16 protein-coding genes are annotated in these 17,153 nt (G+C 73.2%); 12 read left to right on the forward strand and 4 right to left on the reverse strand.

Annotated features, from left to right (window positions below):
- Positions 1 to 58 precede the first annotated feature (58 nt).
- A complete protein-coding gene (locus LPU61_RS25745) occupies positions 59 to 1,381 on the reverse strand; it encodes an amidase (protein ID WP_082106146.1) in 1,323 nt (440 codons plus the stop codon).
- Between the two features lie 105 nt (positions 1,382 to 1,486).
- Here LPU61_RS25745 and LPU61_RS25750 point away from each other — a divergent pair, with 105 nt between their 5' ends.
- Positions 1,487 to 2,068: a helix-turn-helix transcriptional regulator gene (locus tag LPU61_RS25750; RefSeq protein ID WP_229406427.1), complete on the forward strand. Its 582-nt coding sequence runs from the start codon at positions 1,487 to 1,489 to the stop codon at positions 2,066 to 2,068.
- A gap of 53 nt (positions 2,069 to 2,121) precedes the next feature.
- Positions 2,122 to 3,423, forward strand: coding sequence for an MFS transporter (locus LPU61_RS25755; protein ID WP_229406428.1), 1,302 nt, complete (start codon positions 2,122 to 2,124; stop codon positions 3,421 to 3,423).
- A 172-nt stretch (positions 3,424 to 3,595) separates the two neighbouring features.
- On the opposite strand, the gene LPU61_RS25760 is transcribed toward LPU61_RS25755, so the two are convergent.
- Positions 3,596 to 5,839 carry a M4 family metallopeptidase gene (locus LPU61_RS25760; RefSeq protein ID WP_229406429.1) on the reverse strand — a complete coding sequence of 748 codons (2,244 nt, stop codon included), beginning with the start codon at positions 5,837 to 5,839 and terminating at the stop codon, positions 3,596 to 3,598.
- Positions 5,840 to 6,182: 343 nt separating this feature from the next.
- Between LPU61_RS25760 and LPU61_RS25765 the strand changes: the two genes are divergently transcribed.
- Both LPU61_RS25765 and LPU61_RS25770 read left to right on the forward strand, forming a co-directional pair.
- Entirely contained in the window at positions 6,183 to 7,388 is a 1,206-nt protein-coding gene (locus LPU61_RS25765; protein ID WP_229406430.1) for a S8 family peptidase, read from the forward strand.
- 215 nt (positions 7,389 to 7,603) lie between these two features.
- Positions 7,604 to 8,455: a menaquinone biosynthetic enzyme MqnA/MqnD family protein gene (locus LPU61_RS25770; RefSeq protein ID WP_043961386.1), complete on the forward strand. Its 852-nt coding sequence runs from the start codon at positions 7,604 to 7,606 to the stop codon at positions 8,453 to 8,455.
- A gap of 63 nt (positions 8,456 to 8,518) precedes the next feature.
- On the opposite strand, the gene LPU61_RS25775 is transcribed toward LPU61_RS25770, so the two are convergent.
- Both LPU61_RS25775 and LPU61_RS25780 read right to left on the reverse strand, forming a co-directional pair.
- Positions 8,519 to 9,481 carry a hypothetical protein gene (locus LPU61_RS25775; RefSeq protein WP_043961387.1) on the reverse strand — a complete coding sequence of 321 codons (963 nt, stop codon included), beginning with the start codon at positions 9,479 to 9,481 and terminating at the stop codon, positions 8,519 to 8,521.
- Complete coding sequence (locus LPU61_RS25780) at positions 9,481 to 10,434, reverse strand: hypothetical protein (protein WP_043961389.1); 954 nt, start codon at positions 10,432 to 10,434, stop codon at positions 9,481 to 9,483. The genes LPU61_RS25775 and LPU61_RS25780 overlap by 1 nt, the downstream gene beginning before the upstream one ends.
- Before the next feature lie 376 nt (positions 10,435 to 10,810).
- Here LPU61_RS25780 and paaA point away from each other — a divergent pair, with 376 nt between their 5' ends.
- The 8 genes from paaA to LPU61_RS25820 all read left to right on the forward strand — a co-directional run bounded on the left by paaA (position 10,811) and on the right by LPU61_RS25820 (position 17,147).
- Entirely contained in the window at positions 10,811 to 11,878 is a 1,068-nt protein-coding gene (gene paaA, locus LPU61_RS25785) for a 1,2-phenylacetyl-CoA epoxidase subunit PaaA (protein ID WP_229406431.1), read from the forward strand.
- Complete coding sequence (gene paaB / locus LPU61_RS25790; protein ID WP_229406432.1) at positions 11,875 to 12,168, forward strand: 1,2-phenylacetyl-CoA epoxidase subunit PaaB; 294 nt, start codon at positions 11,875 to 11,877, stop codon at positions 12,166 to 12,168. Before paaA ends, paaB begins: the two co-directional genes overlap by 4 nt.
- Positions 12,165 to 12,890 carry a 1,2-phenylacetyl-CoA epoxidase subunit PaaC gene (gene paaC / locus LPU61_RS25795; RefSeq protein ID WP_229406433.1) on the forward strand — a complete coding sequence of 242 codons (726 nt, stop codon included), beginning with the start codon at positions 12,165 to 12,167 and terminating at the stop codon, positions 12,888 to 12,890. The genes paaB and paaC overlap by 4 nt, the downstream gene beginning before the upstream one ends.
- Positions 12,884 to 13,387 carry a 1,2-phenylacetyl-CoA epoxidase subunit PaaD gene (paaD, locus tag LPU61_RS25800; protein WP_229406434.1) on the forward strand — a complete coding sequence of 168 codons (504 nt, stop codon included), beginning with the start codon at positions 12,884 to 12,886 and terminating at the stop codon, positions 13,385 to 13,387. Before paaC ends, paaD begins: the two co-directional genes overlap by 7 nt.
- A complete protein-coding gene (gene paaE, locus LPU61_RS25805; RefSeq protein ID WP_229406435.1) occupies positions 13,384 to 14,505 on the forward strand; it encodes a 1,2-phenylacetyl-CoA epoxidase subunit PaaE in 1,122 nt (373 codons plus the stop codon). Before paaD ends, paaE begins: the two co-directional genes overlap by 4 nt.
- A gap of 62 nt (positions 14,506 to 14,567) precedes the next feature.
- Positions 14,568 to 15,260, forward strand: a complete 693-nt coding sequence (locus LPU61_RS25810; protein WP_229406436.1) for an SDR family oxidoreductase — start codon at positions 14,568 to 14,570, stop codon at positions 15,258 to 15,260.
- Positions 15,261 to 15,333: 73 nt separating this feature from the next.
- Positions 15,334 to 15,963, forward strand: a complete 630-nt coding sequence (locus tag LPU61_RS25815; protein WP_229406437.1) for a hypothetical protein — start codon at positions 15,334 to 15,336, stop codon at positions 15,961 to 15,963.
- 335 nt (positions 15,964 to 16,298) lie between these two features.
- Positions 16,299 to 17,147 (forward strand): helix-turn-helix transcriptional regulator, encoded by an 849-nt coding sequence (locus LPU61_RS25820; protein WP_229406438.1) that lies wholly within the window; start codon positions 16,299 to 16,301, stop codon positions 17,145 to 17,147.
- Positions 17,148 to 17,153: the final 6 nt, after the last annotated feature.

Raw genomic sequence — 17,153 nt, forward strand, 5'->3', positions numbered from 1 at the left:
CCCGGTGATCAAGAGAAAAGTGTCAGAGTCGATCTCGGCGATGACGCAAACCTCTTGATCACCGGGCTGGGGGGTGGGGATGGGGGCGGGGTGGGGGCCAGGGGTGAAGGGACTGCAGGGCGGCGGCCGTGTGGACGAGCAGGTGTTCGTGGTGGTGGCGGGCGACGATCTGGAGGCCGACCGGGGTGCCGTCGGGGGCGAACCCGGCCGGGACGCTGGCGGCGGGATGCCCACTGAGGTTGAACGCCCAGGTCAGCGCCACGCTCATCCGTTCGCCCGGCCCGGCGTGGCCGTGCGCCGGGCCGGGCGTGGTCGGGGTGAGCAGCAGGTCGGCAAGGTCGAAGAGTCGGGCCAGCTGCGCGTCGTTGCCGGCCCGCAAGCGCGCGGCGGCGGCCCGGTCGCCGGGCGCTCGCAGGGCCCGCCAGGCGGGCGCGGGATCGGCGAGCGTCAGGTCGTGCGCGACCCACCGGAGGAGGCCCGCGTCGGCGAGCCGGTCGGCGGCGGCGCGGGCGGGCCCCGCGACGTCGGGGTCGACCTCGGCGTGGCCGAGCGTGGCCGACCAGACCGCCCTTAGCGGCCCGCCACCCGCCGGGCCGAGATGCCCGGCGAGCCGGGTGCCGAGCAGAGCGTCGAGATACGCGGCGGCGTCGGCGACCGTACGGGCGAGCGGTCCCGGCGCGTTGAGCCCGGCGGCGTCGATGGCGGGCAGCCGCCCGTTGGTGAGCTTGATCCCGATGACCCCGCACCAGGCAGCGGGGATACGCACCGAACCGGCCCCGTCGTTGCCGGTGGCCAGGGGCACGAGCCCGGCGGCGACGGCGGCTGCCGACCCGGCCGACGACCCGCCGGGCGTACGGTCGGCGCGCCAGGGGTTGGCGGTGGGGCCCCGGTCGGTGTGGCCCCACGTCTGCCAGGGCGTGCCCCGGGGGACGGCGGTGGCCCCGACCGGGATGCAGCCGGCGGCGACGAGCCGGCGGGTCTGGAGCGAGTCGACGCCCTCGGCGGCCTTGACGCCCAGCGGCACGCCGGCCAGCGGCAGCGGTCCGGCGGCGAGGGTGCGTTCCAGTTCGCGGGCGGCGTGCCGGGCCTGCTCCGGCCAGGTTTCGCGGAAGGCCCGTAGCGTGGCGTCGGCGGTGCCGATGCGGGCCAGGGTCGCCTCGACGACATCGACGGGGCGGAGTCGGCCGGCGTTGACCAGCTCGGCGATCTCGACGGCGCTCCGGGGCGCGGCCGGATCGTCGGAGGCGGCCGGGTCGGCGGGTGCGGCGGGAACGTCGGAGGCGACGGGTGCGGTGGGGTCGTTGGAGGCGACGGGTGCGGCGGGATCGCCGGAGGCGACCGGGTCGCCTTGTGCGGCGGGGTCGTCGGGAGTCGTGTCCATCGTGGGCCTCGCTCGGCACCGTGTCGGCGGTCGCGCCCTGCGCCGCCGCCGAGCGTAGCGGCGGGGTCGATGGCAGGCGCGGGTGGCGGGCGGGATCATGGGGGCATGAGCGAGGCACCGCCCGAGCGGCAGCGGGTGACGATCAGCGATCCGCAGGTGATGCGGGCCCTGGCCCACCCGGCACGGCTCGCGATCATGGAACATCTCGCCTCGATCGAGTCCGGGGCCACCGCCACCGAGTGCGCGGAGATCGCCGGCCTGTCGCCGAGCGCGACCAGCTACCACCTGCGGGCGCTGGCGAAGTTCGGGCTGGTCGAGCAGGCCCCGAGCCGGGGGGACGCCCGGGAGCGGGTGTGGCGGGCGTTCAGCCCGTCGTACCAGGTGGAGGCGGGGCAGGCGGCCGGTTCCGAGGCGCGGGCGGCCGAGCTGGCTCTCGTGGAGGCGCACCTCGCCCGGGACGCGCAGCGCACCCGGGACTGGTTCCGCCGGGGGCCCGAGGAACCGCCGGAGTGGTACCGCGCCGGGTGGTTCAGCGACAGCGTGCTGCTGCTCACCGCCGAGGAGCTGCTGGCGCTCAACGAGGCGATCCAGGACCTGATGGCGCCCTACCGGCGTCGGGTGCGGACCGCTCCGCCGGACGGGGCGCGCCCCGTGGCCATCCAGTACCGGTCGGTGCCCGTGGACTGAACGGGCGGCGACGGGGATTGCCCGGCCGAGGTGTGAAGGATTATTTTCGAAGTATGTCCTTCACACCTGGTCGGTCGCGCTGGCCCGACGTCTGGCTCGCCACCGCCGCCCGGGGCATCTCCAGCTGCGGTGACTTCCTGGCCGCGAGCACCCTCACCCTCGCCCTCCAGTCCGCCGGGGCCGGCGGCCCGGCCGTGGCGGGGCTGCTGATCGCCGCCAGCCTGCCGCTCGTCGCGCTCGCCCCGCTGACCGGCCGGCTCGCCGACCGGGTGGACTCCCGCACCCTGCTCGTCGCGGCCGGCGTCGCGCAGGCGGTGATCTGCCTCGCCCTCGCGTACGCCGGACACCCGGCCCTGGCGATCGGCCTGGTGGCGCTGCTGGCCGCCGGGCTCGCGGTCACCCAGCCGGTGCTCGCCGCCCTCGTCCCGGCGATGGTCACACCCGGGGACCTGCCCCGGGCCAGCGCGCTCAACCAGACGGCCGGCACCCTCGGCGCGCTGGCCGGGCCGGCGCTGGCCGGGCTGCTGGTGGGGCAGTTCGGCACCCGCGTGCCGCTGCTGCTGGACGCCGCCAGCTACCTCGCCCTGGTGGCCGCCGGCCTGCTGATCCGCACCCGCCGGGGCGGCCCTCACCCGACCGCCAGACCCCGCCCGGCCGCCGACGCCCACCCGACGCCGACTCCCGACGGGCCGGCCCGGGGTTGGCGGCTGCGCCCGGACCGGCTGCTGTTCGCGATGGTGGCCTCGCTCGCCGGGGTGGTCGGTGCGGTCGGGGCGATCAACGTGATCGAGGTGTTCTTCATCCGCGAGACGCTGGGCAGCTCCACCACCGTCTACGGGCTGGTCACCGGGGCCTGGCCGCTGGGCATCGTGGCCGGGGCGTGGGCGCTCGCCCCGCTGGCCCGCCGGCTCACCGACGACGGTCGGCTGCTCGGCGTGGGCCTGCTCCTGCTCGGCGGGTGCTGCTTCGCGGTCCTGGTCTCCGCCGCGGTGCCGTCCGCCTGGCTGCTGGTGCCGATCTGGCTGCTCGGCGGGCTGCTCAACGGCGGCAACAACGTCGTCTGCAACGTGCTGCTCGCCCGCCGGGTGCCCGAGGCGGCGCGCGGCCGGGCGTACGCCGTCTTCGGCGCGGCCGTGCAGGGCGCGGGCATGGTCGGTCTCGCGGCCGGCGGCCTGCTGCTCGACCTGGCCGACCCCCGGCCGCTGGTGGCGGCGTGCGGCACGGTGGGGGTGCTCGCGGTGGCCGCGTTCGCCGTCCCGGTCGTCCGGGCGGCCCGCGCCGAACGCTCCGCCACCACACACGCCGTGCACCCGGCCGCCGGGCGTCGGTTGTGCCAGGTGGAGGAGAACGCGTGACGTCGTACGGCGGAGGTCGACCGCGCCGGCCCGGTCCACCAGGTCGGCGGTCGGCACCGGCGGCTGGCGTGCGCTGTCTACCGGGTTCGGCCGCCGGCGTGCGCTGTCTACCGGTTTCGGCCCACGAAACGGGCCACCCGGAGACCCGGATGGCCCGCTCGCCGTGCCGATGTCAGAGGTTCAGGCTCCAACTGTTGAGGTAACCGGTGTCGAGGCTCGCCGCGTCCTGGACCCGCAGCCGCCAGCTCCCGTTCGCCACCTCCGAGGAGAGGTTCACGGAGTACGTCTGGTCGATGTTGTCGGCGCTGCCACCGGAGCGGCTCTGCAGCGTGTACACGCTGCCGTCCGGGGCGATCAGGCTGACCACCAGGTCACCGATGTAGGTGTGCACGATGTGCACCTCGACCTTGCTCGTGGTCGACGGGGTCGCCGCGCAGCCGCTGATCACGATGGTGCTCTCCACCGTCGAGTTGTCGGCGATCGCGACGTCGGTGCCGTTGGTGCCGGAGCAGCCCGGCAGCCCGTTCACCGTCAGGCTCAGCGTGGTCGTCCGGGCGACCGAGGGGGAGGTGCCCACCAGCGTGATCGCCACCGTGCCGCTGCCGGCGGTGGCGGCAGCGCTGACCGTGACCGTGGTCGACCCGCCGGCGGTGACCGATGGCGGCGCGAACGACACGCTCACCCCGGCCGGCAGCGGGCCGGTCGAGAAGGTGACCTCCTCGGCGGTGCCCCGGATGACCGTGGTGCCGACCGTGGCGGTGCCCGAGGTGCCCGGGTCCAGGGTCAGCGCCGCCGGGGTGGCCGAGACGGTGAAGTCGTTGGCCGCGCACGACTCGGTGCCGGTGACGTTCACCGACGTCCAGGCCGCCATCACCGCCTTGTACTCGGTGCTGCACAGGCCGTACAGGTCGGTGGCGGCCGACAGGGTGTGCAGCCGCGCGGTGTTGGTCGGCTGCGCGGTGTTCACGTAGCGGGTGTTCGACACGAAGTACGCGTCCAGCGCCCGGAACCAGATCTTCTCCGCCTTCTCCCGGCCGATCCCGGTCACCGGCGGGGCCGACCCGCACAGCGGCGAGGTGCCGTACGGGGTGACGCCGGAGCCCTCGGCCAGGTTGAAGAAGAAGTGGTTGGCCACGCCCGAGGAGTAGTGCACGTCGAGGCTGTTGGTGCCGGTCGACCAGCAGCCGTGCGACGAGCCGTCCAGCGTCGGGTCGTACATGTAGCGCAGCGGGGTGCCGTTGCCGTTGATGTTGATCTTCTCGCCGACCTGGTAGTCGCCGGGGTCGACCGGGGTGTTCGCGTAGAACTCCACCATGTTGCCGAAGATGTCGCTGGTGGCCTCGTTCAGGCCGCCGGACTCACCGGAGTAGGTCAGGCCACCGGGGACCACGTTCTCGGTGACGCCGTGGGACATCTCGTGGCCGGCGACGTCGAGGGCGACCAGCGGCCGGGCGTTGCCCGCGCCGTCGCCGTAGGTCATCTGCGCGCCGTCCCAGAAGGCGTTGACGTAGGCGTTGCCGTAGTGCACCCGGCTCGGCACGCCGGTGCCGTTGCCGAAGATGCCGTTGCGGCCGTGCACCTCGGTGAAGTAGTCGAAGGTCGTGGCCGCGCCGAAGTGCGCGTCGACGGCGGCGGACTGCCGGTTCGAGGCCGCGCCGGTGCCCCACACGTTGTCGGCGTCGGTGAAGGTCGTGCAGGTCGAGGTGCCGTTGTTCATGTCGCAGGTGCGCCCGTTGCCCCGGGTCGGGTCGATCATGTTGTACGTCGAACCGGACAGGGTGGTGTCGATCGACACCGGGCCGGCGTAGATGCTGTTGCCGGTGCCGACGACGGATTCGACCTCGTCGAAGGAGCCGATCCGGGCGCCGGTGAGCGCGTCACTGATCACGTGCAGCTTGGAGGGGGTCTGGCCGTCCGGGGCCCAGCCGGTCACCACCGTCTCCCAGGCGAGCCGCCCGGTCCCGCTGCTCGCGTCGACGAACAGCTCCGCCGCGCCGGTGCCGGTGACCCGGCCGGAGAACTCGGCGATCGCCGCCTTGCGGGCCTTCGCGGCGCTGACCTTCGGGGTGGTGGCGAGGCTCAGCGGGGCGGCCAGGCCGACCGAACTGCCCGCGTAGTCGCCGTCGGCCTCGGTGCGGATGACGACGTCCCCGCCGTAGACGCGGAGCCCGTCGTACGTGCGGGTGTAGCGGACCGTGCCCCGGCCCTCGGCGTCCCGCTTGCTGCTGTGCACCGCGTAGCGGTCCTTCGCCGAGGACCTGACGGCCCGGGAGTGCTCCTTGAGGGCGGTGTCGGCGGCGGCGACCAGCGCCGGCCCCGGGGTGGATGGCGGGGCGGCGGACGCGCTCGTGGTGGTGACCACGAGACCGCTGCCGACCAGCATGGTGACGCCGGCCAGCGCTAGGGCTGATCTCAACATGACCTCCCCAATACGAGATGCACTCGCATCTATCGATAGCGAGATCATCGTCCGCTGCGGGGATCCTGTGAAGACGAGCATCGATGGATAAACATACCTACTTGTCCATCATGGCGATGCTATTACCGGCGAGATGCGCGAGGATGTTCCGTCCCTGTTACGGAAGGAACCCATTGACAACAATCGCCTCAAAGGATGGCAACCTTCGATGGCTGTCCGACCCCTAGCGTGGTGGGCACGTCGAACCCGACGTACCACGAAGGCCCTCCGCCCCACACATCCCGTTGGCGCGGGAGGCCGCCGGTCGACGCTGTCGACCGGCCCAGGAAGGAGCAGCCCAGTGAGGCTCACCCCGTACGTCACCCGCCGTTGGATCGGCACCCTCGGCACCGCCGCCCTCGCCGGCGCGCTGCTGGCCACCGCCGGGGTCGACCCGGCAGCGGCGACCCCGGCCACCGGCACCGTCCTCGGTGCCGACCGGCCCACCGCCGTCGACGGCAGCTACCTCGTGGTGCTGAAGGAGGGCCAGCGGCCCGACCGGGCCCGCGCCGAGGCCCTCACCTCGCGCTACGGCAACGGCCGGGTCGACCGGGTCTACGGCCGGACCGTCAACGGCTGGTCTGCCCACCTCACCGAGCGGGCGGCCCGCCGGCTGGCCGCCGACCCCGCCGTCGCCTACGTGGAGCAGGACCAGCGGGTGCAGGCCCTCGCCACCCAGACGAACCCGCCCTCGTGGGGGCTCGACCGCATCGACCAGCGCAACCTGCCGCTCAACCGGTCCTTCACCTACGGGCCGAGCAACGGGGTACGCGTCTACGTCGTCGACACCGGCGTCCGGGTGACCCACCAGGACCTCGGCGGCCGGGCGGTGAGCGGGTACGACGCGGTGGACAACGACAACAACGCCGACGACGGCAACGGACACGGCACCTTCGTCGCCTCGGTCGCCGCCGGCACCGCGTACGGCGTGGCCAAGAACGCCACCGTCGTGGGCGTCCGGGTGCTCGACAACAGCGGCTCGGGCACCACGGCCGGCGTCATCGCCGGCATCGACTGGGTCACCGCGAACGCGACCCGTCCCGCCGTGGCCAACCTGAGCCTCGGCGGCGGTGCCAGCACCACTCTCGACGCGGCGGTCCGCCGGTCGATCGCCGCTGGTGTCACCTACAGCATCGCGGCCGGCAACTCCGGCGTACCGGCCACCGGCACCTCGCCGGCCCGGGTCACCGAGGCGCTGACCGTCGGCGCGACCGACCAGACCGACACCCGGGCGAGCTGGTCCAACTACGGCACCGCGCTCGACCTCTTCGCGCCCGGTGTCTCCATCACCGCCGCCTGGCGGACCAGCGACACCGCCACCTACACCGGCAGCGGCACCTCGTTCGCCGCACCGCACGTCGCCGGCGCCGCCGCGATCTACCTGCGGAACAACCCCACGGCCAGCCCCGCCACGGTCAACGCGGCGATCGTCGCCGCCGCCACGCCCAACGTGGTCGTCAACCCCGGTGCCGGCTCCCCGAACCGGCTGCTCTACGTCGGAAGCTGACCCGCCCGCACCACCCGCCAGCACCACCCGTCCGCGCCGGGCCACCCCCGGCGCGGACGGCGGCCGGTGGCCCGCCGCCCCGCACGACTCGCCGGTGCGGTCACCCGGCTCGACCGTCGCCCCACCCGGGCGGCGGTCGAGCGGCCGGTGCGGGATTGGCCACTCCGGGGGCCGCCCGTTGAGCCCGCCCCCCACGGCGGGGATACGGTCGCAGCATGGCTGACCGCATCGCCCGTCCCCGGGTCGGACACATCCAGTTCCTGAACTGCCTGCCGATCTACTGGGGCCTGATGCGTTCCGGCGCGCTGATCGACGTCGACCTGCACAAGGACTCGCCGGACCGGCTGAGCGCCGCGCTGGTCGCCGGTGACCTGGACATCGGGCCGATCTCGCACGTCGAATACCTGCGTCACGCCGACGAGCTGCTGCTCCTGCCCGACCTGGCGGTCGGCAGCGACGGCCCGGTGCTCTCGGTCAACATGGTGTCCACGAAGCCCCTCGCCGAGCTGGGCGGCGGCCGGGTGGCCCTCGGCTCGACGTCGCGCACCGGCGTGCTGCTCGCCCGGCTGCTGCTCGGCGAGCGGTACGGCGTCCACCCCGACTACTTCCGCTGCCCGCCCGACCTGACGCAGATGCTCCTGGAGGCGGACGCCGGGGTGCTGATCGGCGACGTGGCGCTGCGGGCGCTGTACGAGGCCCCGCAGCGGGGGCTGGAGGTCACCGACCTCGGGCAGGCCTGGCGCGACTGGACCGGGCTGCCGATGGTCTTCGCCGTCTGGGCGGTGCGCCGGGACTTCGCCGCCGCCCACCCCGGCCTGGTCAAGGAGGTGCACGAGGCGTTCCTGCGCTCCCGCGACCTGTGCCTGGCCGAGCTGGACCAGGTCGCCGAGGCCGCCGCCCGGTGGGAGTCGTTCGACGCCGCGACCCTGGCCACGTACTTCCGGGCGCTGGACTTCTCGCTCGGCGAGCGGCAGGTGGCCGGGCTGCGCGAGTTCGCCCGCCGGGCCGCCGAGATCGGCGAGGCCCCGCCGCTGCCGGCGGACGGCCCCCGGTTCTTCGCCGGCTGAGTCGGCCGACCACCAGACGTACGCCGTGACCGCCGCCGCCCGACGGCGGTCACGGGGCGCCCGTCAGGTGCCGGAGCGCAGCACCGCCTCGGTGATCTTCTGGCAGTTCTTCATGCCGTACTCGTAGCCCATGTTGATCGGGTAGCGGACCATCACGCCCATCGTCCAGTTGTCGCCGATGGCGAGGCAGTTGATGTGCATCTCCTGCTCGCGGGTCCGGTCGATCCAACCGTTCTTGATGGCGATCTTCTTCTGCTCGGCCGCCGGGAACGCCTTGCGGATGCCGAAGTCACCGGAGCCGCGGACGAGGCGCATCTCGTTGATCAGCCACTTGGTCCACTCCGGCCCGGCCGCCCGGCCGTCCTTGATACACGCGCCCAGGCGCGCGGTGTCCCGGGGGGAGAGGTTGGTCCGGCTCCAGCCGCCGTCGGCGGCGGGGCTGCTGTCGGTGGTCTTGCAGATGGAGATCATCCGCTTGATCGACGCGGACCGTCCCACGGTGTTGTAGAACTGCTCGGCGCGGGTGTTGTCGCTGTCGCGGATGATCCGGGTGGCGTCGGCGAGCTTGGCGTCGCTGGGCTTCTGCCCCTGCTCGTCGGTGCGCCGCAGGTAGTCGGCGACGATCCAGGACTTGATCAGCGACGCGGTGGTGCTGGTCTCGTCCATGTTCTTCGAGCCGATGATCTTGCCGGTGCGGGTGTCCAGGACGCTCCAGGCGTACCAGCCCTCGATGTCGAGGTCGATCTGCTTGTCCGCGAACGGCAGCGGCTCCAGCGTCGGGGAGGGGCTGGGCGAGGCGGTGGGACGCGACTTGCGGTCCGAGGCCGTTCCGGCGGCGCGGTCGACGGGCGCGGACGCGTCGCCCCACTGGGCGGCGGCGGTCGACGCCATCGGCGAGCCGGGCAGCAGCCGCAGCGACACCAGCACCAGCCCGATCAGGACGGCCGCGATCGCGATCAGCCGCAGCGGCGACGCCTCGCCCCGCCCGGCACCTCCACCGCCGGCCCGGCGGCGGCTGCCCGCCATCAGAGCTTGCCGATCGGCTGCTGCGGCACCTTCAGGGCGGCGCCGGGCTGCGGGGTGACCAGCTGGGTGGCGACGCTGGCGCAGACCTTCGCGCCGTACGACAGCCCCTTCTTCTGCGGGTAGCGCAACATGACGGCGAGGCTCCACTTCTCGGTGACCGCAAGACAGTTCACGTGCCAGTTGCCGTCGTAGTTCAACGGCGTCCAGCCGTTCTTGATGCTGACCGGCCCCTGGGCCTTGATCTCGGCGGGCAGGCCGTCGACGATCCCCCACTTGCCGCCGCCGGAGCGCTGCCGCTGGTCCTTGACGCTGCCGCGGACCTTGCTCATCTCGTCCAGCAGGTACGGCGTCCACTTCGCGCCGGCGGCCTTGCCGTCGCCGATGCAGTCGCCGAGCCGGACGGCGTCGCGGGGGGACATCTGGGTGAAGGCCCACCACCCGATGTACCCGGGCACGGTCCCGGGCTTGGTGTCGGTCAGCCCGCAGGTGCTGATCATCCGCTTGATCGAGTCGCCCCTGCCGTTGGCCACGTACAGCGAGTTGGCGGAATCGTCGTTGCTGTCCCGGATGGCGGTGCTGATCAGCCTCTTCTGCACGCCGGTGGGCTCCTTGTCGCCGAGCCGCCGGAGGAAGTCGGCCGCGAACCAGGACTTGATCATCGACTCGGTGGAGCTGGTCTTGGTCAGGTTCTTCGAGCCGGAGATGCTGCCGCTCTCGCGGTCCATCAGGGCCCAGGAGAAGAACTCGCCGGAGAAGGTCACCGAGACGGGGCCGGCGGCGAGGGTCGGCGGCGGCGGGGCGGTGGGCTCGGGGGCCGCCACGATCTGCATGCCGCTTCCGTCGGATTCGCCGCCGTCGTCGCCGGAGAGCTTGGCGTACGCGGCGGGCACCAACATGGCGCTGCCGAGGAGGATCGCCACGACGGCGAGCACCATGGCCACGCGAGGTCGCATGAGTGGGTGAGCTCCAGATGTCAGGGGCCGGGGGACCGACTGCTTTCCGAACTGGTTCGTCCTGATCGCTGGGGGCCGGGGGAAGTGGCCCGCGTCATACGCCCGGCGGTCGTCCGCAGCCGGTCGGTGTGACCGGGAAAGTCTACGTCCGGATGGCCGACACGCCAGGAACCGGCGCCTGTCAAGTCGCTATGAAGGCGGGATTGTGGCCTGTTATGCCAGCCTTGGGGGGATTCATCTCTGCTTAGTGAGCCATGTCATACCTGCGCCCTGACCTGGGGCAATACGAAAAGGGGTCGACTCGTGACGGAAGGTGCTTTCGGAAACCTGTGACACCCTCTGGTGTGGGCTGGCGCGAGCTGTAACACTTGTCGGCATGTATGGCAACGACTTCTCCGCCCCGGAGGACGCGCCCGGCGGTGGCCTGCTCGGCGAGGTGGCGGCGGCGGAGGCGGCGCTGCGCGAGGCGGCGACCCGGCAGCGGGGCGGCGGCCCCGGCCCGGACGCCGACCTGGAGGCCTACTTCGCCGACGTCATCGACGCCGACCAGAAGATCGAGCCCCGCGACTGGATGCCCGAGGCGTACCGCAGGACGCTGATCCGGCAGATCGCCCAGCACGCGCACTCCGAGATCATCGGGATGCAGCCGGAGGGCAACTGGATCAGCCGCGCCCCCTCGCTCAAGCGCAAGGCCATCCTGCTGGCCAAGGTCCAGGACGAGGCCGGGCACGGCCTCTACCTGTACGCCGCCGCCGAGACCCTCGGCGTGAGCCGGGACGAGCTGGTGCAGCTCCTGCTCGACGGGCGGCAGAAATACAGTTCGATCTTCAACTACCCGACCCTGAGCTGGGCCGACGTGGGAGTGATCGGCTGGCTGGTCGACGGCGCGGCGATCGTCAACCAGGTGCCGCTGTGCCGCTGCTCCTACGGCCCGTACGCGCGGGCCATGATCCGGGTCTGCAAGGAGGAGTCGTTCCACCAGCGCCAGGGCTACGAGATCCTGCACACCCTGGCCCACGGCACCCCGGAGCAGAAGGCCATGGCCCAGGACGCGGTGGACCGCTGGTGGTACCCGTCGCTGGCCATGTTCGGCCCGCCCGACGGCGACTCCACCCACTCCGCCCGCTCGATGGCCTGGAAGATCAAGCGGTTCTCCAACGACGAGCTGCGCCAGCGCTTCGTCGACATGTGCGTGCAGCAGGCGGAGATCCTCGGCCTCACCCTGCCCGACCCCGACCTGCGCTGGAACGAGCAGCGCCAGGCGTACGACTTCACCGAGCCGGACTACGCCGAGCTGATGCGGGTGATCTCCGGCGAGGGCCCGTGCAACCGGCAGCGGATGGAGCACCGCCGCCGCGCCCACGCCGAGGGCGCGTGGGTCCGCGAGGCCGCCGCCGCGTACGCCGCGAAACGGTCGACTGCGAGAGAGGCGGTTGCGGCATGAGCGGGACCGACAGCCCGAGCCCCCTGTGGGAGGTCTTCGTGCGGGCCCGGCGCGGGCTGGCGCACACCCACGTCGGCAGCCTGCACGCCCCCGACGCCGAGCTGGCCCTGCGCAATGCCCGGGACCTCTACACCCGCCGCCAGGAAGGGGTGTCGATCTGGGTGGTGCCGGCCGCCGCGATCACCGCGTCCAGCCCCGACGAGAAGGACGCCTTCTTCGACCCGGCGGCCGACAAGGTCTACCGCCACCCCACCTTCTACGAGGTGCCGGACGGGGTGGCCCACCTGTGAGGAACCCCTTCGACTTCGCCCTCGCCCTCGGCGACGACGCGCTGGTCGCCGCGCAGCGCCTCGGCGAGTGGACCAGCCGCGCCCCGGAGATGGAGGAGGACGTCGCGCTGGCCAACATCGCCCTCGACCAGCTCGGCGCGGCCCGGCTCCTGCTCACCTACGCGGGCGAGCTGGAGGGCGCCGGCCGCGACGAGGACGCGCTGGCGTACCTGCGCGACGACCGGGAGTTCCGCAACTGCCTGCTGGTCGAGCTGCCCAACGGCGACTTCGCGGTGACCATGGCGAAGCTGCTGTTCCTGTCGGCCTACCAGCTCCCGCTCTACTCCGCGCTGGCCGGGTGCGCCGACGAGCGGCTCGCCGCGATCGGGGCGAAGGCGCGCAAGGAGTCCGCGTACCACCGGGACCACGCCGCGCTGTGGGTGCGCCGGCTCGGCGACGGCACCGCCGAGTCGCACCGCCGCATGCAGGCCGCCGTCGACCAGGTCTGGCCGTACGCGCACGAGCTGTTCGCGCCGTGGCCGGGCGCGCCGGTCGACCCGGCCGGCCTGCGCGGCGACTTCGACACGTACGTCGGGCCGGTGCTGGCCGAGGCGACCCTGACCCGGCCGGCGGACGGCTGGGCCCCGGCCGGCGGGCGGGACGGCGTGCACACCGAGCACCTGTCCTACCTGCTGGCGGAGATGCAGGTGCTGCACCGCGCCCACCCGGGGGCGACGTGGTAGACCCGAGGGACGCCGTGGCGGCGGTGGTGGACCCGGAGATCCGGGTGATCACCATCGACGAGCTGGGCATCCTGCGGGCGGTCGACCGGGACCCGGCCACCGGCCGGGTCACCGTGACCATCACCCCCACCTACACGGGCTGCCCGGCGATGGACGTGATCCGGGCCGACATCCGGCGGGCGCTGGCCGCCGCCGGACACCCCGACGCCGACGTCCGCACGGTCTACAGCCCGGCGTGGAGCACCGACTGGATCTCCGCCGCCGGCCGGGCCAAGCTGGCCGCCGCCGGCATCGCCCCGCCGCCGGCCACCCGGGACGCCGGCACCGCCCCGGCGACCCGGGCCGGCACGGTCGTGCCGCTGACCCTCGCCGTCCGCTGCCCGCTCTGCGGGTCGGCGGAGACCGAGCAGGTCAGCCGGTTCGGCTCCACCGCGTGCAAGGCCCTGTGGCGCTGCCGCGCCTGCCGTGAACCCTTCGACCACCTGAAGGCGCTGTGACTGTCACGATCACCCGCCCGGTCCGCCGCCGGCCGGCCTTCCACCCGCTGCCCGTCGCCGCCGTCGACCGGCTCACCGCCGACGCCGTGGCGATCACCTTCGCCGTGCCGGAGGAGCTGCGGGCGCTCTTCGCGTTCTCCGCCGGCCAGCACCTCACCGTGCGCCTGCCCGCCAACTCCGACCATGCGGATGGGGCGGACGTGCGGCGGTCGTACTCGATTTGCTCGACGCCCGACGACCTGGCCCGGTACGGCCGGCTGCGGATCGGGGTGCGGGAGGTCCCCGGCGGCGCGTTCTCCGCCTACGCCTGCTCGGTGCTGCGGCACGGCGACACCGTCGAGGTGCTGCCCCCGCTCGGGCACTTCACCACGGCGTTCGACCCGGGCCGGGCCCGCCGCTACGGCGCGGTCGCCGCCGGCTCCGGCATCACCCCGGTGCTCGCGCTGGTCGCCACCGCGCTGGCCGTCGAGCCGGCCAGCACCTTCACCCTGGTGTACGGCAACCGCACGGCGAACTCGGTGATGTTCGCCGAGGAGCTGGCCGACCTGAAGGACCGCTACCCGACGCGGCTGCACCTGGTGCACGTGCTGTCCCGGGAGCCCGGCGAGTCGCCGCTGCTGTCGGGGCGGATCGACGCCGACCGGCTGGGCCGCCTGCTGGGCACGATCGTGCCGGGCGACGCGATCGAGGAGTGGTTCCTCTGCGGCCCGTACGGGATGGTGGTCGACGCGAAGGCGGTGCTCGCCGCGCGGGGTTTGCCGGAGTCGGCGGTGCACGCGGAGCTGTTCCACGTCGACGACACGCCCGCCCCGGCGCAGCGCCGCCCCGCCGGGTCGACCGGGGACGCCGAGGTGACGATCGTGCTGGACGGCCGGGCGTCGACGTTCCCCATGGGCCGCGAGGAGCGGGTCCTCGACGCGGCGCTGCGGGTGCGCGGCGAGCTGCCGTACGCGTGCAAGGGCGGGGTCTGCTCGACCTGCCGGGCGAAGGTGGTCTCCGGCGCGGTGACGATGGCCCGCAACTACGCCCTGGAGCCGGACGAGGTCGCCGCCGGGTACGTGCTGACCTGTCAGTCCACCCCCACGACCGACACCCTCACGGTCGACTACGACGCGTAGCCGGCGCGGCGGGGCCGCTGGCCGCTTCGTGGACTGACCGCCGTGCTGGTATGACATGCGCTGTGGACAAGCAGCGGGCCATCGTGGTCGGTAACAGTGACGGCATCGGGTTGGCGGTCACCCGCCGGCTGTTGGACGACGGCTGGACGGTGGCGGGCCTGTCGCGTAGCAGCAGCCCGTTGACGTCCAGCGGCTACGAGCACCACCGCGCCGACGTCACCGACGTCGGCTACCGCGAGGTGCTCGCCGGGGCGCTGGACACCCTCGGCGGCGTCGAGGCATGCATCTACGCCGCCGGGATCGGGGACTTCTTCGACGTGGACGACCTGGCCGCGCAGACCAGGGCGTTGGAGGTCAACCTCGTCGGCGCCGCGCGCACCATGGAGGTGGTGGTGCCGTCCATGGCGCGCGCCGGGGCGGGGCACGTGGTCGGCCTGTCGAGCCTCGCCGACGTGGCCCCCTCGGCCGAGGCGCCCGGCTACGCCGCCGGCAAGGCCGGGCTGTCGTCGTACCTGCTGGGGCTGGGCGGGGCCCTGCGGCCACACGGGGTGCGGGTCAGCGTCGTCCGGTTCGGCTTCGTGGACACCAAGATGGCCAAGGCGCGGGTCAAGCCGATGATGCTCTCGGTGGACCAGGCTGCCGACGTGGTGCTGGACTGCCTGCGTACCCGCGCGGCGGTCGTCTCCCGGCCTCGACGGATGGCGGCGCTGGCGCGTACCGCCGGGGTGGTGCTGAACATGCGGGCGCGCCGGTGAGGTCGGCCGCGCCGGCGGCTGGCCTGGTTTTGTTACGGTCGCGCCAGCAGCGCCGGTCGGAGTGGGAGCGATGATGGAGAAGAGGCACGTCGGCACGTTGGTCGTCGTACTGGCCGTCGTGGCGGTCGTCGGCACCTACCTGGCCACCCGGGGCGACGGTGCGACGGCGGAGCGCACCGTGGACGCCGGCAGCACCGTCGATGCGGGCCGGCAGACGGGCGGCCCCGAGGCTGGCGGGGGAGCCGCCCCGGTCGAGCAGTCGACGCGGCCGTCGTCCGGCGCTCCCACGGGTTCGTCGGCTTCCTCAGGCTCCTCGGGCTCCTCGGATGGGGGGTCGCGGACGTACCGGCTCGACCGGACCTTCTACGACCAGGCGTCGATGACGGTCACCCTGGTCAGCGCCGAGGTCACCGGGAGCAAGCTGCGGCTGAACCTCCGGTACCGCAACGGCTCGGTGGTCCCCTGGGGGCTGGAATGCTCGACCGTCGCCGAGGACCGCGAGCTGGTGCTGCTCACCCTGGCCGACGGCAGGACCGTGCGCCCGGAGAGCACCTACTGCTCCACCCGGCCCGGCGAGTCGTTCGACCTCGCGCCCGGCCGCGAGCTGGCGAGCTGGGCCGTGTTCCCGGTGGCGCCGCAGGCCGGCTCGTCGCTCGAACTGTCCTGGTACGACTTCCCCGCCACCGACCTCACCCTCCGCTGACCCGCCCTCCAGGCGCGGCCCTCCGGACCGGCGTGAATCTTGGAAGATTCCGGCCCCTGGAGGGGCCTCATTCTTCCAAGATCTCCTCTTTGTGAGGGTGCGACGCGGGCTTCAGCCCTTGCGTACGTGGGCGGTCCAGTAGGTGAGGTCGGAGTGGTGCTCCGTGAGGACGACCGGCTCGCCGCAGGCATCCCCGATCGCAACTCCTCAACTCGTGGCGACGATGCTCAGCAACGTTGCTTGTCATGGTTGCTTTCCAGGTGCCTGGAGTCAATACTCAACGCCACGGCGCGTGTCGTCAGAGTGACGGCCGGCGGTGTGGTGGAGGGGATGGCATGGCCAAGGCGAATCTGCCGACCGTCGTCGGGCGCGGGCTGGGCGGTGAGCTGCGCGAGCTGCGGAGGAAGCGCGGGTTGCCGCTGCGGCAGGTGGCGATCCGGCTGGACTGGCAGCCGTCCAAGCTGTCCCGGATGGAAACCGGCATCCAGGGCATCCAGGCCGCCGACGTCGCCTCGCTGCTGGTGATCTACGGCATCACCGGGGACGAGCGCAAGCGGCTGCTCGCGATGGCCGAGCGGTCGGCCGAGACCGGCTGGTGGGAGTCGATCGGCGGGCTGTCCGACGAGTCGCGCACGCTGATCCGGCTGGAGGCCGAGGCGGCCGGCATCGTGAACTGGCAGCCGCTGCTGGTGCCGGGGCTCTTGCAGACCCCGGACTACGCCCACGCGGTGATGGTCGGCTGCGGGGTGCCACCCGAGGATGCGCAGGGGCGGGTGGCGGCCCGGCTGGGCCGGCAGGCGATCCTGAGCCGCCCCACCCCGCCTGCTCTCCACGCTCTGCTCGACGAGGCGGTGTTGCGCCGGGCGCTCGGCGGCCCCCGGGTGATGGCCCGGCAGCTCCGGCACCTGGTCGAGGCGGCCGAGCGGCCGACGGTGACGCTGCGGGTGGTGCCGCTGGCGGTCGGCGCGCACACCGGCCTGGACGGCTCGTTCGCGCTCTTCGACTTCCCGCGCAACCGGTCGGTGGTCTATCTCGACCACAAGCTGACCGGGTTGTTCCTGGAGGAGGCCGCGCAGGTGGCGCACTTCCGGCGGGAGGCGGATAGGCTGACCGGGGCGGCGTTGAGCCCCGTCGATTCGGTGGCGCTCGTCGCGCGTTACGCGGCGGAGCACGAGCGAGAGTGAGCCGAG

Source organism: Micromonospora sp. NBRC 110038, from assembly GCF_020884815.1.
GTDB lineage: Bacteria > Actinomycetota > Actinomycetes > Mycobacteriales > Micromonosporaceae > Micromonospora > Micromonospora haikouensis.